The sequence below is a fragment of the Streptomyces coerulescens genome, from assembly GCF_042657965.1.
GTDB classification, from domain to species: Bacteria; Actinomycetota; Actinomycetes; order Streptomycetales; family Streptomycetaceae; genus Streptomyces; species Streptomyces coerulescens.
In genome coordinates this window covers 56,639-78,768 of record NZ_JBHSKM010000045.1, presented here as the reverse complement: position 1 = coordinate 78,768, position 22,130 = coordinate 56,639, and the positions used below count along the sequence as shown (strand labels likewise).

The 22,130-nt window shown below is 70.5% G+C and carries 22 protein-coding genes; 20 read left to right on the top strand and 2 right to left on the bottom strand.

Annotation, left to right across the window (positions count from 1 at the left end; genetic code table 11):
- Nucleotides 1–163 precede the first annotated feature (163 nt).
- From ACFPQ9_RS40365 to ACFPQ9_RS40290, 16 genes are all read left to right on the top strand, one after another.
- Nucleotides 164–877: a PP2C family protein-serine/threonine phosphatase gene (locus ACFPQ9_RS40365; protein WP_380864554.1), complete on the top strand. Its 714-nt coding sequence runs from the start codon at nt 164–166 to the stop codon at nt 875–877.
- 610 nt (nt 878–1,487) lie between these two features.
- Nucleotides 1,488–2,996: a ParB/RepB/Spo0J family partition protein gene (locus tag ACFPQ9_RS40360; protein WP_380864553.1), complete on the top strand. Its 1,509-nt coding sequence runs from the start codon at nt 1,488–1,490 to the stop codon at nt 2,994–2,996.
- Nucleotides 2,997–3,073: 77 nt separating this feature from the next.
- Nucleotides 3,074–3,397: a hypothetical protein gene (locus ACFPQ9_RS40355; protein ID WP_380864551.1), complete on the top strand. Its 324-nt coding sequence runs from the start codon at nt 3,074–3,076 to the stop codon at nt 3,395–3,397.
- 167 nt (nt 3,398–3,564) lie between these two features.
- The gene (locus ACFPQ9_RS40350; RefSeq protein WP_380864550.1) at nt 3,565–3,708 is read left to right on the top strand and encodes a hypothetical protein; all 144 of its coding nucleotides are present in this window, start codon (nt 3,565–3,567) and stop codon (nt 3,706–3,708) included.
- A gap of 92 nt (nt 3,709–3,800) precedes the next feature.
- The gene (locus ACFPQ9_RS40345; protein WP_380864549.1) at nt 3,801–4,421 is read left to right on the top strand and encodes a cell envelope biogenesis protein OmpA; all 621 of its coding nucleotides are present in this window, start codon (nt 3,801–3,803) and stop codon (nt 4,419–4,421) included.
- Between the two features lie 63 nt (nt 4,422–4,484).
- Entirely contained in the window at nt 4,485–4,775 is a 291-nt protein-coding gene (locus ACFPQ9_RS40340) for a hypothetical protein (protein ID WP_380864548.1), read from the top strand.
- A gap of 41 nt (nt 4,776–4,816) precedes the next feature.
- Nucleotides 4,817–5,761, top strand: coding sequence for a hypothetical protein (locus ACFPQ9_RS40335; RefSeq protein WP_380864547.1), 945 nt, complete (start codon nt 4,817–4,819; stop codon nt 5,759–5,761).
- Between the two features lie 157 nt (nt 5,762–5,918).
- Complete coding sequence (locus ACFPQ9_RS40330; RefSeq protein WP_380864546.1) at nt 5,919–6,413, top strand: single stranded DNA-binding domain-containing protein; 495 nt, start codon at nt 5,919–5,921, stop codon at nt 6,411–6,413.
- Nucleotides 6,414–6,507: 94 nt separating this feature from the next.
- Nucleotides 6,508–7,353: a DNA-processing protein DprA gene (locus ACFPQ9_RS40325; protein WP_380864544.1), complete on the top strand. Its 846-nt coding sequence runs from the start codon at nt 6,508–6,510 to the stop codon at nt 7,351–7,353.
- A 67-nt stretch (nt 7,354–7,420) separates the two neighbouring features.
- Nucleotides 7,421–8,638 (top strand): hypothetical protein, encoded by a 1,218-nt coding sequence (locus tag ACFPQ9_RS40320; RefSeq protein WP_380864543.1) that lies wholly within the window; start codon nt 7,421–7,423, stop codon nt 8,636–8,638.
- 56 nt (nt 8,639–8,694) lie between these two features.
- The gene (locus ACFPQ9_RS40315) at nt 8,695–9,897 is read left to right on the top strand and encodes a DNA cytosine methyltransferase (protein ID WP_380864541.1); all 1,203 of its coding nucleotides are present in this window, start codon (nt 8,695–8,697) and stop codon (nt 9,895–9,897) included.
- Complete coding sequence (locus ACFPQ9_RS40310) at nt 9,827–10,045, top strand: DNA cytosine methyltransferase (protein ID WP_380864539.1); 219 nt, start codon at nt 9,827–9,829, stop codon at nt 10,043–10,045. The genes ACFPQ9_RS40315 and ACFPQ9_RS40310 overlap by 71 nt, the downstream gene beginning before the upstream one ends.
- Nucleotides 10,042–10,944, top strand: a complete 903-nt coding sequence (locus ACFPQ9_RS40305; RefSeq protein ID WP_380864538.1) for a Mom family adenine methylcarbamoylation protein — start codon at nt 10,042–10,044, stop codon at nt 10,942–10,944. Before ACFPQ9_RS40310 ends, ACFPQ9_RS40305 begins: the two co-directional genes overlap by 4 nt.
- A 77-nt stretch (nt 10,945–11,021) precedes the next feature.
- Nucleotides 11,022–12,056, top strand: coding sequence for an adenine nucleotide alpha hydrolase family protein (locus tag ACFPQ9_RS40300; RefSeq protein WP_380864536.1), 1,035 nt, complete (start codon nt 11,022–11,024; stop codon nt 12,054–12,056).
- A 72-nt stretch (nt 12,057–12,128) separates the two neighbouring features.
- A complete protein-coding gene (locus ACFPQ9_RS40295) occupies nt 12,129–12,482 on the top strand; it encodes a hypothetical protein (RefSeq protein ID WP_380864534.1) in 354 nt (117 codons plus the stop codon).
- 111 nt (nt 12,483–12,593) lie between these two features.
- A complete protein-coding gene (locus tag ACFPQ9_RS40290) occupies nt 12,594–13,499 on the top strand; it encodes a helix-turn-helix transcriptional regulator (RefSeq protein ID WP_380864532.1) in 906 nt (301 codons plus the stop codon).
- A 314-nt stretch (nt 13,500–13,813) separates the two neighbouring features.
- On the opposite strand, the gene ACFPQ9_RS40285 is transcribed toward ACFPQ9_RS40290, so the two are convergent.
- The gene (locus ACFPQ9_RS40285) at nt 13,814–15,115 is read right to left on the bottom strand and encodes a hypothetical protein (RefSeq protein ID WP_380864530.1); all 1,302 of its coding nucleotides are present in this window, start codon (nt 15,113–15,115) and stop codon (nt 13,814–13,816) included.
- Between the two features lie 129 nt (nt 15,116–15,244).
- On the bottom strand, nt 15,245–16,651 hold the full coding sequence (locus ACFPQ9_RS40280; protein WP_465269613.1) for a hypothetical protein: 1,407 nt from the start codon (nt 16,649–16,651) through the stop codon (nt 15,245–15,247).
- A 727-nt stretch (nt 16,652–17,378) separates the two neighbouring features.
- Here ACFPQ9_RS40280 and ACFPQ9_RS40275 point away from each other — a divergent pair.
- Genes ACFPQ9_RS40275 through ACFPQ9_RS40260 form a run of 4 tightly spaced genes read left to right on the top strand, consistent with a single transcriptional unit; the run spans nt 17,379 to nt 21,914 of the window.
- Complete coding sequence (locus ACFPQ9_RS40275) at nt 17,379–18,308, top strand: conjugal transfer protein (protein ID WP_380864529.1); 930 nt, start codon at nt 17,379–17,381, stop codon at nt 18,306–18,308.
- Nucleotides 18,305–18,646: a hypothetical protein gene (locus ACFPQ9_RS40270; protein WP_380864527.1), complete on the top strand. Its 342-nt coding sequence runs from the start codon at nt 18,305–18,307 to the stop codon at nt 18,644–18,646. The genes ACFPQ9_RS40275 and ACFPQ9_RS40270 overlap by 4 nt, the downstream gene beginning before the upstream one ends.
- Nucleotides 18,643–19,224, top strand: coding sequence for a hypothetical protein (locus ACFPQ9_RS40265; protein WP_380864526.1), 582 nt, complete (start codon nt 18,643–18,645; stop codon nt 19,222–19,224). The genes ACFPQ9_RS40270 and ACFPQ9_RS40265 overlap by 4 nt, the downstream gene beginning before the upstream one ends.
- Nucleotides 19,221–21,914 (top strand): ATP-binding protein, encoded by a 2,694-nt coding sequence (locus tag ACFPQ9_RS40260; RefSeq protein ID WP_380864525.1) that lies wholly within the window; start codon nt 19,221–19,223, stop codon nt 21,912–21,914. The genes ACFPQ9_RS40265 and ACFPQ9_RS40260 overlap by 4 nt, the downstream gene beginning before the upstream one ends.
- Nucleotides 21,915–22,130 lie beyond the last annotated feature (216 nt).

The following is a 22,130-nucleotide window of genomic DNA, read 5'->3' as shown; positions in this document are numbered from 1 at the left end:
GCAGCGCTGGAAAAGCCAGTTGCCCCACGCGTCAAGATAGGTATTATGGAACTTGAGAGAAACGGTTTCATCCGCTCCCGAACGACTCGCACGCGCCCTTCCAGAGCGACCCGCCATGCTGGCCCGGTGCACAGCACCCGGCCCCTGACCAACCGGAGCCCTTATGCGCAGCCACGCCGCCTACCAGCTCATTGGCGACCGTTCCCACCAGTGCGACGCCACCGCCACCTATTCCGCCAACGGCGTCCGCGCGTACGCCCTGTGCGACGGCATAGGGTCCACGGACGCGGTTCGCGACTGGACGGTCACCGCCGCCCGTCGGCTCGCCCGGGCCGCCGCTGTGCGCGCGAACGCCGAGGCCGGTCTCCGGGCGGTCTACCAGGTCTACGCCGCCGAGCCGGACCGGCAGAACGAGATCCTTCGCTACGACCTGCCCGCCGCCTGCGCTGTCGTGGCCGTCACCGCCCCCGGCAAGCCGCTCACCGTCGCATGGTGCGGAGACAGCCGCGCCTACATCCTGACCGAGCACGGCGCCCTCCAGGTCCTGACAGCCGACCACAACGACCGGCGCGTTCGGGGCGGCAGCCGCAACGTCGTCACGTCTTACCTCGGTGCGTCGGAGACCGACGAGCAGCGGAAGGCCAAGGACCGTCACCCCGCGATCGAGTCCGTCACCCGCGGCGCGGAGAACTGCCGCCTCCTGCTGGCCAGTGACGGTGCATATGAACCGCTGGAGGACTCGGCCCGCGACCTCGCCGATTACCTCACCGGCTCCCCTAGCCGAGCAGCACGCGATCTCGCCGAATCGGCGATCGCGCACGCCAGCGCTCACGCGGACAACGCGACCGTGCTGGTTGCCGACATCAGCGCCGCCTGAACAACACTGCTCCCGCCCCAGCCTGGCGCCGGTGAACCGTGTGGCTTGCCCCGGCCGTCGGGCAGGGCAAGCCACACGGGCCGGGCGCACGTCGGACCCCAGGGAACGGCGGCTCGCCGCAGCTCCCGTCGAGCCTGGACCGCGATGATCCGCTTGCAGCTGAGCGCCCGCCACGGCCGAGGCAGTGCCGCCCCGATGGGGCCGCCTCCAGCACGGCCGGGCGAGCCCGCCGACCGGCACCCAGTAACCCAGACCCATTCCGGCCACAAAGGAGGCTCCACCATGTCCCGCTCCGCCCGCTCCGCCCGTTCCACCCCACCGGCGCCGGCACCCGCGCCCGCCGAAGACCGCAGGTGCGTCGACTGCGGCGTGCCCTGCACCCAACGGGTGGCATCCATCCCGCGCCTCCAGGGCGGAGCGCGCGGCGTGTACGCCTGCTCCGTTCACTCAGTCCGACGCCGAAAGGCACCCTGACCTGCCGTTCGATGCTGGGGGCAGTGCAGAGAAATTCAGTTGCCCCTCAGCATCGGTACGGTATTATGGAACATGTCGAGAGGGCGGCACCCTCCCGGCACCGCTGAAAGTCCGTCAACCAGCAAGGAGGCCAGAGATGGCCACAGTGACCAGTCCCACCGAACAGACCCCCGACACGGCCCCCGTCGACACCGACGAGGCGGACCTGACCGCCGTCCTGCTCGACCCGGACTCGATCGTGCGCGACGCGTGCAACGCCCGCGAGCACGACACCGAGCCCGACGCGGACCTGATCAGCTCCGTCAAAGCCGTGGGCGTCCAGGACCCGGTCAGCGTCCGGCCCCTCTCGGACGGCACCTACGGCGCGTTCAAGGGCTGGCGGCGAACCCAGGCAGCGCAGGAGGCCAACGCCACCGCCGACGCCGAAGGGCGCGCCAAACAGCAGATAAAGGCGTTCGTCCGCGCCGACCTGGTCGACCGGGACGCGTGGACTCGGTTCCTGTCCCTGATCGAGAACCACCAGCGCGAGGGCATGTCGGCCAAGGACACCCTCAAGGCCGCCGAACTCTCCCTGATCGGGATGGACGAGGTTGAGCAGAAGGCCGCCGCGAGCGCCCTGGGACTCAAGCGCGGGACCGGGAAACGACTCGGCCGCGCCCAGAAGCTCGACGATGCCACGCTGCGCCGCGCGTCGGCTGGAGGCATGGACCTGGAAATGATGGCCACGCTCGCCGAGGTCGCCGACGTGCCCAGCGCGGAGAAGCGCCTCCTGAACGCGCTGGGCCGGGACCGGTCCGCCGAGGACGGCGGGCGCGGCCACTGGGACCAGGAACTCGCCCTCCTCAAGGCCGAGCAGGCCGACCGCGCCGCCCGCGCGCAGGCCGTCGCCGCGCTGGAGGAGTCGGACATCCCGCTGCTGCCGGTACGGGTGTCGTACGGGGAGAAGGACACCGCCCGGCCCATCGCGGACCTGACCACCGGTCTGGGCAACCCGCTGACCGAGGACAACCACAAGGGCTGCCCCGGCCACAGCGCCCGGCTGGACGAGGAGCACCGGCCGGTGTGGTTCTGCGCCGACCCGGCCGCCTACGGCCACAAGGTCCGCCCGCAGCCCACGAAGCCCAAGACCGAGCAGGACGAGCACAAGGCGGAGGAGCGGCGCAGGGTCATCGCCTGCAACCGCGCCTGGAAGGCCGCCGTCGGGCCGCGTCGGGACTTCGTCACCCGGCTGGTGCGCCAGAAGACCCTGCCGGAGGCGGCCCGCGTGTTCGCGCAGGAGGTCGTGCTCACGGTGCCCTGGTTCTACAAGTCCTGGGCCGATAAGCACGAGAGCGAGACCGAGACCGTCGCACGGTTCCTGGGCGTCAAGGAGCCCCAGAACGCGGACCTGACGGAGACAGCGGTCCAGTTGCCCAAGGCACGCGTCGTCAACGCGCTGTTCGCGCACGTCGCCGCAGCCTGCGAACACAGCATCCGCGAACCCAAGACGTGGTCCCACCTCAGCCCCTGGCAGGCCCGCTACCTCCTGCTCATGGACCAGCTCGGCAAGGACGACAACGGCTCCTACCGGCTGTCGGAGGTCGAGGCACAGGCCCTCGCCCCGCACCGGGACGAGGACGGCGACGCCACCGACGGCGCCACCTGAGCTGCACGCGGACGACGGCCGGGCACCGTCGGTGCCCGGCCCCTGCAACCACCCTTCACCACCTCAGGGAGTCCGTCATGTCCAAGTCCGAATCCACCGAGTCCGCACAGCCGATCGAGCGGGACCAGGCACTCACCCTGGACGTCCTGCGCCGCCTGGTCGGCAACGACTGGGCCCGCCTTCCCGGCAAGACCCTGGTCGTCCTGTCCCGGGACTCCGAGGGCAACCTCTACTCGCCCTTCAGCACCTACTCGATCGGCCGCTACGCGCCCGTCCACGGCCTGACCGGCGAGGTGTACCCGCTGGAGAGCGAACTGGCACGGGACCCCGAACTGCGGCGGCTGTTCCCGGAGATCCCCGACACCGCCGTCGCCGCGCTGGTGCTCTACCCGCTCGACTGAACCGGAGCGCAGCCGCAGCGCGCCTGATCGAACTCGACGCCGCCCAGCGCCCCGTCATCACCCCGGGCCGCATCGGCCGGATCAACACGTCGATCCGACCGGCCTGCCTGCGCCGCCTGACCGGCACCGTCGGCCAGCGCAACAGGACCGGCAGCCGGTTCGACTTCGTGCTGGACGAGGACTCCACCGACCAGCTGCGCAGGGACCCGCACAATACCCAGTTCACGATCCCGCAGGACGTCAAGCGCTTCCGCATCGCGAAGGTCCCGGCCGCCTGCATCGAACTCACCGACACCCCGGCCGACTCCTAGACCGAAGAAGGCCCGTGGGGCAGCGCAATGAGCACTGCCCCACGGTTCCGCCCCGCCTCACCGGCAGCCCGCCAGAAGGGTGCGCAACTTCGATGAGCCCCGCGATCCCCGTACGCTGCCTGGCCCGCCCGCTGGCCGGTGGCCTGGTCGTGCCGTACGTCTCCCTGATCCACAACGGGCACGCCGTGTTCGGCAGCCTCGACGCCGGCCGTGCCCGTCGTGCCTTCCTCCAGCGCCTGTGCCAGATCTGCTCACAGCCCCTTGAGGAACGGTTCTTCGTCATCGTTCGCCCGGCCGACGAGCAGCACGGCTACTCCCCCGAGCCGACGCTGCACCCCGAGTGCCAGCCCTACACCGCCGCCCATTGCCCGATGCTCAACGGCACCGCCTCTCACTACCGCTCACGGCCGGTCCTCGCCTCACATCCCGCAGGGCGCCCCTGCACTGACCCGGCGTGCCCGTGCCCCGAACTGGTCCCGGACCAAGGGCACACCGCGCGCAGCGGACGGCCCGCCGACCGGTACGAGGCATGGATGATCGCCGCCCGCAACTACCGGCTCGTCTCCCACCCGGACACGCCCGCCCTCCCCATCGGGATCAGCCTGAACGTGCCCGTCCTGCGCAAGCGCACCCTGCGCGAAGCCGCCCTTCCCGCTGACGCCGCTGCCCTGCTCGCTCTGCTGCACACCGCCATGGAGCTGGAGCAGGACTAGGCCCACGGTCCGGGCCCTGTCCAGGCACCGCCCCGCAATGCGTGCCCCGGAGGAAGAAGCCGCATGCCCACCACATTTCCCGTGACCCTCCCGCCCGTGCCCGCCGACCCGGAGGCTGCCTGGCACGCCGAACGTGTCGGCGACACCGCCTACGAACGCCCGGACGATGGACGGTCCTCCGCGACAACCGTGTTCGCGATCGACGCCACCAGCCCGGACGAGGCCGAACTACGCGTTCTGGCATGGATCAACCACAACTACGAGGACGACCTGCGTCGCGCCACCGCGACCGCCGAGCACCAGGCCGGCCTCCACCGCTGGCACGTCAGCCTGCGCATCTTCGGCGAGTTCTGACCCCGACCCGAAACACGCCACAGCGCAAGAAGGGAACCACCGTGATCATCCCCGACCCGAACAGCTCCGTGGGCGAGGCAGTCATCTCTCTACACCAGGAGATGACCGACTTGCGGGAGCGCAGGGGCGACTGGCCCGGCGCGGACGCCGTCACCATCCTCGAATCGTGGCTGGAGCAGTTCGACTTCACCCGCCTCCCGGACCCGGCCGTCGCGCACATTCCACCGCCTCGGCCGGGGCAGGTCTGGGTCCTGCGCCGCTGGGAACGGCATGAGAACGGCATCGAGCTGTTCGCCGACGAGGACTCCGCCATCCGCGGACTTGCCGAGCACGTACGCCAGTGCTGGGACAACGTCACCGGCGAGGAAGGCGTCCCCGACGAACCGCCCTTGGACGACCGCGCAGTCGTGGACCTGTACTACGGGCCCGAGCGCAACAACCGCCCCGACGAGGGCTACTCGCTGTACGCCGACACCGTCAGCAGGAAGGGCCGCCCACGGGTTGTCCCCCTCGACTTCCAGTTCCCCGACGTCGATGCCTGCGAGCGAGCCCACCGACGTGCCGTCTTCCACCCGGGGACGGGCGGCGATCTTCCGTGCCTGATGGTCGATGGCGTCCTGGTGTTCGCCTACCTCGACCACGAGGTCGGAGCCTTTCGGATATCCGTCCACCTGGACAGTGCCGTGGACCGCCTCGTTCGCACCGATGGCACGGTGCCTCTGCGGATCGAGGTCGAGGACAGGATCGTGCTCGACGACTGCGAGGCAGAGAGGGCGCCCAGGCCTGCGTCGCTGGATGCGCTGCTGAGCGCGGCAGAGGCCGCACGGATCCGTACGGAGCCGATCCTCGCGGCGGCCGTGGCCGCCGGCTTCATGTGGCGCTGCCCGGAATGCCAGTGGATCAACCCGCGCTCAGCGACCTGCTGCGAGGGGCCCGGGCCCTGCCAGAAGCCGTTGCCCGGGCCAGGGGTGGCGGCGCAGGGCTAGGTCCGAAAGCCGTAGGCCGGAGCCGGCCTGAGGGGGTGGGTGTCTGTTCCTGGAAGGGAAAAGGGGATGACACCCACCTCAGAGATAGGTATTATGGAACTTGCTTGGGTGGCTTCCGGGCACCGCCAGACCGTTCGTCGCATCAAGGAGTACCTCCATGAGCGGAGAGACCACCGCAGTCATCCGCGGTCGCGTTTACGGAACCGTCCAGCTGCGCCACACCGAACGCGGCACCCCCGCCGCCCGGTTCACGGTGATACAGGTCCCGCGCGAGTACGACCGCGCGCGAGGCCAGTGGCGCGACGGCGAGCCGGTCCCGGTCATCTGCACTGTCACCGGGCCCCTGGCCCGGCACGTCGCCGAATGCCTCACCGACGCCGTCCACGTGATCGCCACGGGCGACCTCGCACTGCGCGACAAACGGCTTCATCTCGACTCCGCCCAGGTCGGTGTGGATCTCACCCACCACGTCGCCTACATCGACGACACCCTGCCCGCCGTCCTCGCCGGGCGTGCGACCGCCCTCGAGCCGCACCGGGCCGCACCGGCCCGACCGGCCGCAGCTCCCGCTGCACCGGCGACCGACTGGTGGCAGACGCCGCCGCGCCGCCCCTGGGACGCGGTCACCGCGCCCAGCCGCACCGGCCGCTGACCGCGCCACCCCGCTCCCGCGCCACCCCGCTCCCGCACCGCCCTTCCCGGCCCCGGCATGCCCGTCGGCCGTCGCCCCGTCACGGAGGTACGCCATGCCCAGCACCAACCTGTCCGAACGCGCCGCACGCACCGCGCTCGCCGTCCACCACGCCCCTCACCAGGTCGCCCCCCACCTCGCCCACCACTCCGCCCAGGACGTGTGGCAGTACGGCGTCGACCACGACGCCAGCGGCCGCCTGGCCCAGTACCGGCCACGCGAGGAACTCGCGAACGCGCAGCTGACGTGCCACTTCGTCATCCCGTCGGACGACGAGTGGCCCACAGCCCTGACCGACCTCGGTGACCACTGCCCCCTGGGCCTGTGGGTGCGCGGACACGAGCACCTGCCGCGCCTGACCGGCCGGGCCGTCGCCGTGACCGGCAACCGGACTCCCACCCCACAGGCCCTCACGACGACGAAGGCCTTCGCCACCGCCGTCGCCGAAGCCGGACACACGGTCACCTCGACCCTGTCGTACGGCGTCGACTCCACCGCCCACCGAGCCGCAGCCCTGACTGGGCACGCCACGCTCGCCGTCCTGCCCCGCGGCCTGGACCGCGCCCACCCGCACGACCACGCCCAGCTGCTGAGCTCCATCCCCGCCAGCGGCGGAGCAGTAGTCAGCCTCGTCAAGCCGGGCACCGAAGCCAGCGGAGCAACGCTCAAGGCCAGCGCCACCCTGCTCGCCGCGCTCGTACGCGCGGTGGTGCTCATCGAGGCCGTGGACTCCTTCGTGCCCGCGATGCAGACCGCCGAGGTTGCAGCCGACCTCCACCGCCCTCTGCTCGTGGCACCGCCCACCGATGACGTGCGCGCCGACGGCAACTTCCGCCTGCTCGCCCAGGAGCGCGCCGTGCTGGTCCCCGGCCCCGCCGACGTACTCGCCGCCCTGAGCTGACCGGCTCAACCCACTTCCGTGCCCGGCCGACCGGCCGGGCACGGCCCCGGAAGGAGTGACGGACCCCATGCCCAGTACCGCGTATACGCCGTCGCTGCCCGGCCTCACCACCACTGACGACCTCGACACCGTCATCAACTGGGGCCTGGGAGCGGACTCCACCGCCTACCTAGCCGAGATGCTGACCGACCCGGCCGCGTACGGGATCGATCTGGAGCGCACCGTCGTCCTGCACATGGCCACCGGCAGTGAGTGGCCCGAGACCCGGCTCCTGGTCGAGGAGTTCCTGCTGCCGCTGCTGCGCGAGCACGGCGTGCGGCTCGTCCAGCTGGCCCGCAACGGGCATCTGCGCCAGGACGGGTTCACGGTCCTGGACGACTCCCGCCACCCCGAGCGGCTCGTCGCCCGCGGGCCGTGGACGCTGTGGGACGACCTGGAATCCGTCGGCACCGTGCCCCAACAGGCCGGCACCCGCAAATGCAGCCTGTGGGCCAAGGGCGACGTCGGCGACTGGTGGCTCAAGCAGGCCTTCGGCGGCCGCCCGTTCCGGCAGATCATGGGCTTCAACGCCGACGAGGCCGGACGCAGCTTCAAGGACGAGGCCTCGTCGAAACTGCCCGGCCGGACCGGTGAGTACCCCCTCATCGACTGGGGCTGGGGCCGGCAGCAGGTCGAGGACTCGCTTGTGAAGCGGTTCGGCGTGCACTGGCCCAAGAGCTACTGCACCTTCTGCTGCTTCCCGATTTCCATGGGCTCCCTCCCCGCGCACCTGGAGCGCATGCGCACCCACCCGGGCATCGCCGGTGAGGTCCTGCGCCTGGAGTACACGGCGATGAGCCTCAACCCGAACGCGAAGCTCTACGGCCGCAAGACCCTCCTGGAGATGTTCGACCCCACCCAGCCACGGGACCGGGCCTGCCTGGAGGCCTTCGAGCGCGAACTCGACATGCCGTGGGCTCTGTACCACGTGCGCCGTCTGTTCCTGCTGTCCGACTCCGGGCAACGGCGGCCCGTGATGCGTTCCACCGAGCGCGTCGACCTCGGGCGGCCGCAGCAGTTGGCCCGGCGGCTGATCTCCGTCTCTGAGCGGCGCGGCGTCGATCTCGAGCAGGACCCGGTCTACGGGCGTGCCCGCTCCTGGGTCCGCCGCCGCGGCTCGCAGTGGCCCATGGCCGAGGAGCTCTTCGCCACCGCCCCCGCCCGTGTGATCAACAAGCAGGACGGCTCCTTCGACGAGGAGTGGGACGCCCTGCTCCGCGGCGCCAGTCAGCTCCCCCTTTCCTGATCCGCCCTTCTCCCCGCCCGCACGGGCTTCCCAACGTTCGACGTGAGGAGTTCAGCGTGTTCGTCACCATGACCGACCTGTTCTGCGGCGCCGGCGGATCCACCTGCGGTGCCCTGCTGGTCCCGGGCGTCCGAGTCGTGATCGCCGCCAACCATTCCCGGCACGCCATCAACACCCACCAGCACAACCACCCGGACACCGACCACGACTGCGCCGACATCTCCCAGGTCGTCCCGACCCGCTACCCGCGCACGGACATCCTGTGGGGATCCCCGGAGTGCACCCACCACACCCGGGCCCAGGGCAAGAAGCGCGGTCACGGCGAGTTCACCGGCGGCCTGTTCGCCTCCGACGGCACCGATGAAGCTGCCATCCGCTCACGGGCGACCATGCACGACATCGCCCGCTTCGCCGAGCACCACCGCTACCGCGCGATCATCGTCGAGAACGTCCCGGACGCCCGCTGGTGGGGCCCCGAGGACGCGCCGGGCTTCGCCTTCGACAACTGGGTACGCAGCGTCGCCCTGTGGGGCCCGTACAACTACCGGATCGTCTACCTCGACTCCGCGCACGCCCAGGCCGCCGGGCCAGGATCGCGCTCCCGCCGGCCGCGCATGTACGTCGTCTTCTGGCGCAAGGGCGAGCGGGCACCCGACTTCGACAAGTGGCTGCGCCCGTACGGCGCCTGCCCCCAGCACGGCTGGGTCCGCCTCATGCAGTCCTTCAAGCGGACCAAAACGTGCAGCCCCGAACGTCCCTGGGGTGTGTACGGCGTCAAGACAGGCCAGTACGTCTACCGCTGCCCGCACGTCGAGTGCCGCAACCAGATCGTCGAGCCCCGCGTACGGGGCGCAGCCGAGGCGATCGACTTTACCCTGCCCGCGCGCACCATAGGCGAGCGGAGCAGGCCTCTGGCGCCCAACACCATCCGCAAGATCCGTGCCGGATGGGCCCGGTACAAGCGCGTGCACGGCGAGGGCTCCCTCATCGAGCCGTACATGGTCGAGCTGCACGGCGGCGGGTCCAGCCACCGGTGTCGTGTACGCAGATCCGGCCCTGCACGAGTTGCTGCCCTACTACGGCAACAGCTCCGCCCAGCCGGTCGACGTGCCGATGCCCACGCTCACCACACGGGACCGGCACGGCCTGATCGGCTACGCGGCCAGCCTGGAAGAGTGCCGCTACCGGATGATCACGCCCCCAGAGGCAGCGCGGGCCATGGAGTTCCCCGAGGGGTTCGAGTTCATCGGGGACCGTGACCAGACGATCGAGATGATCGGCAACGCCGTCACCTCCAACGCCGGCCGCGACCTGGTCGGCATGGTCGTCGAGGCCCTGACGGGCGAGGACGTCTCCCTTCCCGCCTGGAGCGGCGCCGCGCCGCCTGAGGTCGGGGAGGCAGCATGATGTTCCCCGTTCAGGATCCGCTTCCGCTCGAGGACCTCCAGGAGGTGCCGCCCGCCTCACCGTGGTGCCAGCGATGGCGAGGCGGCCGCCATTCCTGGAGGCACGTACGGGACGGCGGCTTCGACCGGCGGAATTATGACGTGGGCGTCATCCCCGACGAGGAGCCGGCCAAGAGCTTCGTCCTCACCCACCACTACGCCCACTCATGGCCCGCGGCCAGTGTGCAGTTCGGCCTCTACGACGTCTCCGGCATCCGGCGGCGGCTGTGCGGCGTGGCTGTGTTCGGCGTCCCCGTCAGCCGGGCCGTCCTCACCCGGCCCTTCCCGACGCTCCGCCCCTACACGCAGGCCCTCGTGTGTTCGCGGTTCGTGCTGCTCGACGCCTGCCCGGCCAACGCGGAGTCGTTCTTCCTCGCGCGCTGCATGGATGCCCTCCTCGCCGAGGGTGTGCGGGGCCTAGTGTCGTTCGCTGACCCCGTGCCCCGCAGAACCGCTACGGGCCAGCTGGTGATGCCCGGGCACGTGGGCACGATCTACGCCGCGACGAACGCCGTCTACGCTGGCCGGGCCACCGCTCGGACGGTGAAGCTCCTGCCGGACGGCACCGTCTTCCACGACCGTGCCGCCCAGAAGATCCGCCGCCAGGAGCAGGGTCACGAATACGCCGCAGCCCAGCTCGTTGCTCTCGGTGCTCCGCGGCCGCGGCCCGGCGGCGATCCGGCCCGCTGGCTCGCTGAGGCCCTGGCCGCGGTCGGCGCCCGCAACATCCGCCACCGCGGCGCGCACCGGTTCCTGTACCGACTCGGCCGAACCCGCCGGGAGCGAGAGGAGATCGAACTTGGTCTCCCCGCGCTTCGGCCGTACCCCAAGCGTCCCGACCCCGACCGCGCATCACCGTGACCTGTGCTCCGCCGCGTCATCGGCGACAACCGGACTGCCCGGTCCCACCGCCCCGTCCTCGTCCCCTTGGAGGAAGCATGTCTTCGCTCACTGCCCACCGCCCGCCTCACAGCCTCGACTTGACCGCCTACGACCTGCTGGCTCCCCAGCTGTCCGGCGGCAAGGACAGCGCGGTCATGATGGCGGTGTTCATGGAAGCCGTCCAATCGGCCGGCGTGGAGCACCGGGTGATCTCCTACCACTCCAGTCTCGGGGTGCTGGAGTGGCCCCCGGTCGTCTTCGAGGGCACCCGCTACCCGGGGGTGTCCGAGCTCGCCGCCCTGCAGAGTGCCGCCTTCGGCGTTCCAGCCGACCGGCACATCGAGGTCACGCGCACCATGCCCGGTCCCGACGGAAGCCCGATGCCACGGAGCCTGCTGACCGAGATCGCGGCATACGGCCGGTTCCCGCGCATCGGCAGTCCTTACTGCCGCAAGTACGCCAAGGAAGGCGTGGTCTCCGCGGCCTGGACCCCGATGGTCAACCGCCTCAAGCGCGAGCTCGGCCGCCCCGTACGGATCCTCAAGGTCATGGGCTTACGCAGCGACGAGGGACCCGATCGCAAGAAGCGTCCGCCTTTCCGCACCGTGCTGGCCAATTCCGCCCGGATCGTCGACGAGTGGCTGCCCGTCAAGGACTGGTCGAGCGACGCCGTAAAGGAGTGGCACGCCGGCGCTCCGGTGCCGTACTGCTGGACCTACGACTCCGCGCCCGGTGCCGGCGACTGGCGCGGCAACTCGCGCTGCTCCTGCTCTCTGTGCAGCTACGCGTCTCTGCCCGACTTGCTGCTGTCCAGCAGGCGGCGGCCGCGGCTTGCCGAGCTGTATGCCGAAGTCGAGCACGTGCGCGGGGACAGCTTCCGTGCTGATAGGCGCATCGCCGATCTGATCCGGCATGCCAAATCGTGCGGAGCGCCCGACCCGGGCGTTGTCTGCCCGGACGACGGCCCGGAGTTCACCGCCCTGGAGAGCCAGGTGCGGTCGGCGCTGACCGTGAAGCCCCGCAAGGAGCCCGAGCTCGCCCGCAACAGTGGCAGTCGCCCGATGTGTGACGGCTGCACCGCTCACAGCTGATGACCACCGCCCGCCGTGCCGGGGAATGCCTCGGCACGGCAGGCCCGCCTACAGTGGATGAAGGAGATGACCATGGAGAAGAACCCCACCGCCCTGCTGCTCGATCTCGCCGCCCAGGCGCAGAGCGTGAGTGACCCGGACTCGCTGCTCGACATGCTGTCCAGCGGCCACAGTGCATGGTGCGAGGGCGTCATAGACGTCCAATCCAGCATCGACCGTGAGGCCGCGAGCCTGTCCGACGGTCAGCTCGCCGAGCGCTGCGCCGCTGCGGGCACGCCGTGGGATGACACGATGACCCGCGGCGAGGCGATCGGCGCTCTCGCGTTCGCGACGTGGGATGCCTCGCCGGCGGCCATGGCCTACACGGAGCTGGAGAGGTGTGCCGCGCGCTTTGGTGTGTGCCTGCTGGGCGAGGAAGTGCTGTAGCCCCGTTTTGGCGTCAGGCTGGACAGCAAACCGACCCCTTTGGCATTATCGAACATGTCGCGCGCATCCGAGTGCCGACAGCACCGTGCTGATCCTTTCAAAGGGGCCCTGATGTCATCCGCCGACCGGCTCGTGGACACTGCGCAGATCGTGTCCGAGTTCGGCACGAGCAAGCCCCGGATCAGCGACTGGAGCAACAACCCGGACAGTGGCTTCCCGGAGGTTGCGCACCAGGAGGGCCGCAAGCGGTTCTGGCGCCACGACCAGGTCGCGGAGTTCTTCGCCAAGCGTGCACCGGCGAAACGCAAGCTGCCGGCCGCGGTGCTCGATGCCGATCAGGACGAGCTGCTGACCAAGCGGGAGGTGGCCCAGCTGCTGGGGTACACCCGCACGTCGACCATCGACGGCTACTTCCGCGACCGGCCCGGCTACTTCCCGGAGCCCGACGAAGACGTCGACGGCCCGATGTGGCGCCGCGGCACGATCGTGGCCTGGGTCGCCAGCCGTCCCGGCAAGGGCCGCCGCGCCTCCGCGCCGGCGGCGGACAGGCCTGAGGTCTCGGCCGAGGGCGATCCCGACGAGCTCCTGGGCACGGCCGAGGTCGCGGCGCTGCTCGGCTACAGCCGTCCTTCCTCCTTCTCCAGCGCCCTGTACCAGGGACGCATTCCCGAACTGCCGGAGCCGGACGCGCTGGAGAAGGAGGAAGGCAGCCGGGGCCGCGCCCGCAAGAAGTGGCGTCGGGCCACCGTCGTCGACGTCGCGCGCAAGCGCGGTGTACTGCCTCCAGCTGACCAGGACGAGAACGCGGACCTGGTCGGCGCCGGCGAGGCAGCCCGGATCCTCGGGTACAGCAGTGCCGACAGCTTCATCAGCGCGCTCGGGCACGGGCTCCTGCCCGATCTCGAGCAGCCCGACGGATACGAATACCGGCGCGGCAGCGGCGGCCGCCCCCGTCAGCAGCGCTGGAAACGCTCCCGCCTCGAGGATCTGGCAGCCCGCCGCTCCTCGCCGTCCTGACTGCAGCACGCCGAACCGCGTCGCAGACGGGATACCGTAAGACCGCGGCCTCTGGTTTTTAGGGATCGACGAACTCCCGGCGGGCCAGACGCCGCACGATGACCGGTATGGAGAGGCCAGCCACTTCTCCTCCGCGAAGCTGCACGGCTTCGCGGAGCCGGTCATCGCCGCCGAGGTGATCGCTACGCGGCCGGCCCACGCCGTTGCTGCGGCGCTCGCAGCCTCCACCAGCGCCACCGATTCCTTTCCTCGCTCAGCACGGGCTCGCTACCGACAGCTGCACGCCAGCCGCCGGTAGCAGTCTCAGTACGGCCTCACGTCTGCTGGAAGTGCGGGGGCAGTAGTCCGTCTCCGGGCCACAGGTCCTGTTCGGCGACGAGGCAGGCAAGCAACTCGTCGATCTCGGCGAGGACGGCAGCGCGTTCCTTCGGCCCATAGGTGAGGCTCCGGCCGGATCCGGTGTCGAGGGTGCGCACCTCGTTGCTCGGGCCGGTGCAGATAAGAGCGCGGGCGATCTCAGGCAGGCCAAGGCTAAGGGCGTCACACCCTGCGGCGCGCACGAGCTGCACGAGATCAGTGGTGACCTTCTCCCAGTCACCGACGTACGGCCAGCCGGCACCGCCGCCCAGCTCGTGGGTGAGCGTGGCGAGCGGGATGATCTCCCCCCGCCTACGTCCCCGGGTGAGGCGGTCATGGATCCTGGCACCGTCGGGCTGTCGCACCTGGGGGTGGAGCAGGCAGGCTGCAGCGACCACGGTGGCGTTGACCTCCTGCGCGCCGCCGCCGGGATAGTACGGCTCGTGGGCGAAGAGCAGGTAGACGTCCGTGGCGCGGACTGTGGTGTCGGACTGAGCCTGAGTCATCGATGGGGATCCCTTCAGTGGTGATGCGGTGGGGGCGGGTGCTGGTCGGGGTGGTGTTGCTCGCTCGAAGCCGGGGGGAAGCGGACCCAATGGGCCTATGCCGTCATCGGGTTGGCTGGCCTCGCCACCGGAGGCCGGCTTGGCACGGGCGTGCTCCAGGAGCTGGGCTGCCTGGTGGGCGAGCTGAACCATCAGCCGCTCCCGGTCGATGAGGCGCGCCGACACCAGACGGGTGTCGCCGGCCTGGAGCAGGTCGGCGGCATCCCATAACAGCCGGTGGCCGACCTCGGCCGAGCGCCGCAGCTCGTAGCGGTCGCTGCCAGCGGCCGCCTCCATGAGGTAGGTCTGCAGGGCAGCCAGACGCTGGAGGTAGCGGCAGGCGGCGTCTTCTTCGACCCAGCGGACGTGCTCGACCGCCCGGGTATCGAGCCAGTCGATCAGATGCTCGGTGAGCGGTGGGGCCAGCAGCATCGCCGGCAGCACCAGGTCGGCTCGGATGCCGCGGCCCAGGGCGTAGAAGGCGGCAACGAGGGCGAGCGCGCCCACGACCGTCGCGGACAACCGCAGAGATGCTCGGCTTCCACTGGTCAGGGCGATGCGGTGTGCGGGCCGCCTGAGAAGCCAGCGCACCGCCAGCTGCCGCCTCATCGTCGCGCCCGGGGCGAGCACTCCGATCTGCACGGGCTGTTCGGGCGCCGTGCCGTCGCCGGGCACGGGCCAGGCCAGCCATCCCCACCCGGTGCGCTCATACACGAGTGGGCTGGCACTCGGCCGAGCGCGTGCTGTCGCGCAGGGCGCGCCCGCGTTCCGTCTCCCACCGCCCCGGGTCGTGAGCGAAGGGACGTTGGTGGTGCCCGGTCGGCGACATGGGCAGCGTTTGTGTCATGGGGTGCTTCCTTCCAGGTGGTCGATGAACGTGGAAGCGCACGTGGTGCAGCGGCCGTCGCCGTCGGGGTGGGCGCGGCGGGGAGTTGGCCCCGGGCAGGTCCGGCAGAGCGGCCAGTCGAGGCAGGCCGGGCAGAGGTCCTCACCAGGGGCGGTTCCGGGCCGTCCGCAGCCGGCGCATTCGGTCAGGGCCCGGTAGTTCAGGGCCTGGGCGACCGTGCGTTCGCTCCCGGTCGCGCTGGCGCGAGGTGAGGGAGCCGAGTGGTCCGGCATGAACGCGTCGGGGTGTGCGGCGGCGACGGCGGGCGGCGGGTAGGCCTGGGCGGTGCGCAGGCGAGCGGCGACGATCGCGCCGACGGTGGTCCGCACCGGATGTGGCAGAGGCCGGTCGACGATGACATGCCGCAGCTGCTCGGGACTCCAGCCGGATTCCAGCATCACGGTCACGACGCGGCCTTGGTCGGTCAGCGCCTGCCCGGCCAGCAGGAGTTCGGGGTGGTCAGCCCCGATCGACAGCAGCAGCCGGATCCCGGGGTGCATCTCATCCGCGACGGGCGCTGGCCTCGGGGTCAGCCCATCCGGCCGGCAAGCCCGTCCAGAAGGTCGTGGCGCATCGCCGCGGCCGCACGGACGGAGGGGGTTGTTGTGCTGCTGAGTGGTCTTCTTACTGATGGTGTTCTTAGTGGGCCAATCAGCCAACGTAGGATTATCCACTAGTGGAAAACCGGACTCTGGTTGTGACCTGCGGTTTTGCAGGGCGGGCAGATCGGTGATGAAGTACGCGGCCGCACCGAGCTTTCCGTCCTCCCCGCGCTCGCGTTCCCGGACGAGAAAGCCGTACTTCTCGAGCTCCTTGAGCCCGCTTTTGACGGCGCCTTCACCGTCACGTCCGCGGCGGGCGATGTCGGCGACGGTCATCCGCCAGCCCTCCCGGTGCGTGGAGAGCAGCCCGAACAGTCCCTTGGCCTTGTAGGACAACTCCCTGGCTCGGAACAAGGCGTTGGCCACCTGGGTGAAGGAGTCCGCCGCCATCACGCCACGTCGGATCCCCGCCGCGTACCCGTCGCCCTGCCCGGGTGCGGGTGTACCGATCTCCAAGTCGGCCTCGCTCAGCGCGATGTCCCAGGCGGCCGGGCGATCGGTGATGCAGTAGACGATCTCGCCTAGCGTGCCGTCCGTCCGGCGCAGACGCTCACGGACCAGATAGCCGCGCGCTTCCAACTCCCGCAGCCCGGTGCGGACCGCCTCCCGTCCGTCAGGACCCAGGCGGACGAGGTCGGCGACGGTCACCTGCCAGCCATTGGTGTGCGTACTGACGTACCCGAAGATCCCCTTCGCCTTGAAGGACAAGGTCGAGTCGCGGAACAAGGCGTTGGCGATCTGGGTGAAGGAATCGGCGGCCATCACGCCACGTCGGATCCCCGCCCCGAAACGGCTCACAGCCATGCCTCCCACGCCGGGCGGGCGCTGCCGCCAGGGCAGACCTCCGGCCTAGCCGAGGTGAGGCAGCCGGGGGCCCCGGGCGTGGAAGCGTGCGTGTGTTCCATTCCGTCAGCTCACTCGCCGACCCCGACCACGAGGGCGGCCACCAGCCCCGACCATTGGTCACGATCCGGCAACACAGCTGGCTGGCTCCCGTGGTCTGGGCCGACCACGCGCCTTCCTTCCTGTGTGCGCAGTGCGCGCCGCCCGATTGCGCAGCACCGGGCGATCGATGCGCAATCGGAGCTGCGCAACCGGTCGAAGGCTCGTGCGCAGTCGGCTGGCGTCACACGGCTGCGCAATCCGGCCGAAGCCTGCTGATCCTTTTGTCCGCAGGTTCGGCTGCCGCGTTGCGCAGACGCTGCCGACTCCCGGACGGCAACCGGCTGCGCATGGGTGCGCGGGTCCACTGATCGGACTGCAGGCGAACCCCTGTCGTCGGCCCGGGGGCTCGGGCCGGACTGAGCGCACCGTTCTCTACGGGCGGCGGAGCCGTGGTCGGGTCTGTGGTCGGGCCAGACCATGACCCCGACCATGGACTTCGTGTCCTCATCGTGACCGTGGTCGGGGGTCCATGGTCGGTGGTCCGGTCGGGGCCCGCAGGTTGTCTCAAGGTCAGCACTATTCGTTCTGACCTGGGAGTTTGACCATGTCTCCTGGCAAGCAGGCCTCGGGCGGGGCTACTGCTCCGATGGCCGCAGGTGCCCGGCTGGAGGCGATGCGACGCCGAGTGCGTCTGTCGCGCGTGGCGGTCTGGACCGTGATCGGGGCCGGCCCAATCGCACTGGGTGTCGCCGTCGCCTCTACCCCGACCACGGTTGAGGCGGCGACCTCGCCCAAGCCCGCCGCCGCTGTGCGCACCAGGGCGGTCGCTGCCGATCCGGCTGGCTATGCGCAGTTGTTCGTCCACGCGTGGCTGCGCAGCAGTGCGGACGACGCGACGAGTGCGCAGGCTCGGCTTGCGCACTCGATGGCTCCGGATGCTGAACTGCCGGACCGCGCTGCGGGTGCGCAGTCGACGCCGGCGTCGGTCACTGCGGTGCACAGTGCGCAGCGCGCAGGTGGCGTGTGGTCGGTGACGGTGGCTGCGCAGTACGCCGACGGGACGGTGCGGTACTACGCCGTGCCGGTGGCCGCCGATGGTGCTGGTGCCTCGTTCGCTGTGACCGGTGCGCCGGGCGTGGTGTCCGGCCCAGGCCGGGCCGAGGTGCCGCAGTCGCCGTACGACGTGACCGTCCCGGACGGTGATCTCTCCTCGGCCGCCGGTGAGTTCCTCACCGCGTACCTGACCGGTGCCGGCGAGGTCGACCGGTATCTCGCTCCCGGCGTGCAGCTCACCGCCGCCGCCTCCCCCTTCAGCTCGGTCTCCGTGCAGCAGGTCCTCGCCGTCGAGGAGACGGCGGCCGCCGAACAGATACCAGCGGACGGCACGACGGTGCATGTTCTCGCCCAGGCGGAAGCCCGGGATGTCCTCGGCCGGTGGCCGCTGGCGTACGAGCTCGCGCTCACCGCCCGGTCAGGCCGCTGGGAAGTCTCGGCGCTGGAGTCCGGGACGGCCCTGGACGGGGGTTCCCGGTGAACACGTTGAACGGTGTGCTCCTCGCTGGCCGGCTGGACGACCTGGGCGACTCGTGGATCACCATGCTTCAGAGCTGGGCAACCAAGGGTCTACAGGCCGGTCTGCTCGTGCTCGTCGTTGTGATCATGGTCCAGAAGTTCAGCCTCAAGGCGGGGATCGGCGCCTTGCTGCTGATGATCATCGCGCTGGGGTTGTACAACTCCCGCGAGGACCTGTCGGACATGTTCGAGGACGAGGTCAAGAACCCGGCCAAGGGCGCGCCCGCCGTGCCCGGCGTGGTGCAGTCCGAACTCCCGGCCTCCCGTGACCATTCGCCGGGCTTCGGAGGCTGGCTGTGAGCGCCGCGGCGGCCGCGGGCCGGACGGGCCGTTTCTACACCGCCGCCCGTCGGCATCCCTGGGTATTGGGCAAGGTCGCGGACTGGAAGATTCCCCTAGGCCCGTACACGCCTGCGCAGATCGCGGTCGCCGTCGGCGGTGGCTTCCTTCTGATCAAGACGATCAGCTGGTGGTCGTGGATGGGGCCGTTCCCGATCGCGGCCTGGCTGCTGTCGATCTGGACGGTGCGCCGTCCGAAGATCGCCGGCCGTGCCCCGTGGCAGGCGGCGCTGGGCTGGCTGCTGCTCCTCTGGCAGCCCCAGGGTGGGCGGATCGGTGGGCGTGCCGCCCGAGACCGCGCGTCGCATCCGCTGATCGGCGGCTTCACGATCGAGGACCCCCCTGTCCATGGCGTGACAGCCGCCCCGTCCCCTGAAGTGCGAGGGCGCACCGACCGAGCAGCGCGCCCTGGTCCGGCCGCTGGCAGGCCGGTCGCGCACCGCCGGGCAGAACCGGCTGCTCCCGTCACACCGACGGGTCCCGTCTCGGGCGTTCAGCAGCTGATCGCCCTCGCCGAGCAGAGCGGGCGTGCGCGATGAGGGTTCCGATCCGTCATATCGCCGGGCACCTGGTCTGGTCGACGCACGCCAGCGTGTGGGCCATCTACCGCCTGCACCCGGGCCCGGACGCACGGGGACAACACGAGGAGACAGTCCAGGGCACCTACGTACCCGCCGCGGTCCGTGACGAACAGCTCGCCAGGGTCACTCACTTGGTGCGCTCCCTGTCCGGATCGCCACGGCTGTTCGGGCTGTGCGCGCAGGTCGATCCCGGCGAGATAGCCCTGAAGATGATCGAGGGCATCGAGCCGACCGACACAGCACCGGACGCGGGCACGCACCCATGGGTGGAGAACGTCGAGGCGACCCTGGATCTGCTGGACGAGCAGGAGATGCACCGCCGCACCCTGTGGCTGGCGGTGCCGCTGCAGAGCGAGACCCGCGGCCTGCAGATCTCGGCTGCCCTCGGCGCGGCCTGGGCGGAGCTTTCCTCGTTGCTGGGCATGCGACCGACACCGGTGACGCAGCGGGAGGTGACCGCCTACCGAGAACAGGCCTCCCGAGTGGAAGCCGCCCTCGCCGGCGGCATCGCCTTCCGTCCGGCCTGCCCGGCAGAGATCGTGTGGATGGTCCAGCACGCCCTGCACCGCGGCCTGGCCGAACCACTGCTGGCGGAGTCCGAGAAGAGCGAGCTGTACGGCGGGCACCTGCGTGACGGTGTGCTGCGCTCCCCCAGTTACGCCGACCTCGGCCAAATACGTCTCCAGGAAGGCGGCATCGACCCCGAACTGGACGACGTCGACGAGCTCAAGAGCACCGGTCAAATCACGCGGCCGGGCCGCAAGGCCTGGTGGCGGCTGAACACCGGCTCACCGCTCGGGCGGCGCTGGCTCCAGGTCGAGTCCGACGCCGGGGTGGGCTACCAAGCGCACCTCGCACTGGCAGAGTGCCCGCCCGCAGTCAGCCAGGACGCTGCCGACCTGTTCACCCAGCTGGAAACCCTCGACTTCCCCGTCGACTACACCATCGACCTCACCCTCGTCCCCGCCGAGAAAGCCCGAGACCAGGTCCGCCGCAAAAAGAACGAACTCATCGACCAAGCCGACCAGTACGACGCCCGCCCCACCGGCATGCCCGCCTCCCTCACCGACGCCGCCCGCGACCTCGGCGAACTCAACGCCCGCCTGTCCCGCACATCCGTCGAGGTCGAGGTCCAGTCAGTGACCGGGCTGACCGTGTGGGGACCGACCGCCGCCGTCTGCGACGCCCGCGCCCGCGCACTGGCCGCGCTGCTGGGCGGCGCCGACTACCGCGCCGTGCGCCCCACCGGCCTGCAAGAGACCCTGTTCACGCTCGGGCTGCCCGGCACCGTGCGCCCGGGTGTGGCAGGGGAGTTCACCCAGCACCAGGTCTCGGAGGACTGGGCCCTGGGCGGCGCCTTCACCACGTCGGAAGTCGGCGACCCGAACGGCATGTTCCTCGGAATCGACCTGGACAGCGGCACCACCCGTCCCGTGATGATCAACGTGGCGGACGCGCCCAAGGTAGATGCATCCGCGTCCATGGGCATCGTCGGGGACCTCGGCGCAGGCAAGAGCGTTCTGCAGAAGCTGATCGCGGATGCAGTGTGGGCGCGGGGTGGCTGCGCGATCTGCATCGACCGCACCCCAGTCCGCGAATGGGCCACCTTCGCCCGCACTGCGGCCCAGGGCCGCGTACAGATCATCGACGCCGCCCAGGCAGAGGTGTCCATCGACCCCTTGAGGACGTTTGACGGGCCTGAGGGGCGCCACTACGCCCTGTCCTACCTCACCCTGCAACTCGGCATCGGCCCGATGAGCACCAACGGCGAAGTACTGCATCACGCCGTCGAGCAGGCCGCCGCCAGCGACGCCCCGTCCATGAGCCGCGTGCTGGAAGTTCTGGAGGAGATGGCCAGAGCCGAGGTGGGCAAACGGCAGGACGCGGCCGCCACCCTCGCCGGTCTCATCCGCGTGGTCGCCACCAACTCCCTGGCACGGATGGTGTTCGACCCCGCACTGCCGCCGGTCCGGCTCGACGCGTCCAGCGCCTCCGACATGATCGTGATCACGACAGCGGGGCTCAAGCTGCCGCCGAAGGCCGCGTTCGACACCCCAGAGGTCCTGCACCAGCAGCCGCTGGAAGCCCTGATCGGTCGGGCCGTGCTCTACCTGATCGCCGCACTCGCCCGACAGACCGCGTTCGAAGACCCCACACGGTTCACCGCCGTCGTGGCTGACGAGTTGTACTGGCTGACCTCGTCGGCCGAGGGCACCGCCCTGGTCCACGAGATCCTCCACGACGGCCGCAAGCACGGCGCCGGCCTCATCGCCGGATCCCACGACGCCGAGGAACTCGGCCCCGACCGCGGACTCATGGCCTACCGCGCACTGGCCCGCACCACCGACCGCGAACGCGCCCGGCGCGGCCTGGAATTCGTGGGCCTTGACCCGAACAACGGCGAGCTAGTGCGGCTCGTGACCACCGGATTGTCCCCCGTCGGCCGCAGGGGCCGTGAGGGCGAGTTCCTGCTGACCTGCCCGCGGCAGAACACCGGACGGATCAAGGTCTCCATTCCCCGCATCCCGCGCATCACCACGTCCATCACCACCACACCGGGACGCCGCCCTAACGCTGCCGCGTCTTCCGAGCCCGAGCCGCCCGCCCGTGAGGCAGCAGCCGCACGTCCGAAGGAACTTGTCCGATGACGTCTTCTCGTCTCGATCACCCGCGTCGCCTCGGCGTAGCCGCAATCGTCTTGGCCCTGGTCGGTGTCGTGGTCGGCGTGCTGGTCCTGGCCGCCGGGGTGGGGGTGCCAGCGGCGTGGTGGCCGCGCACAGGACAGGCCTTCGCCGCGGACGACCCACACGCAGAACGGGAGGCGTGCGCGCTGATCGTTGGTCCCGCTAAGGAGTACTGCGAGC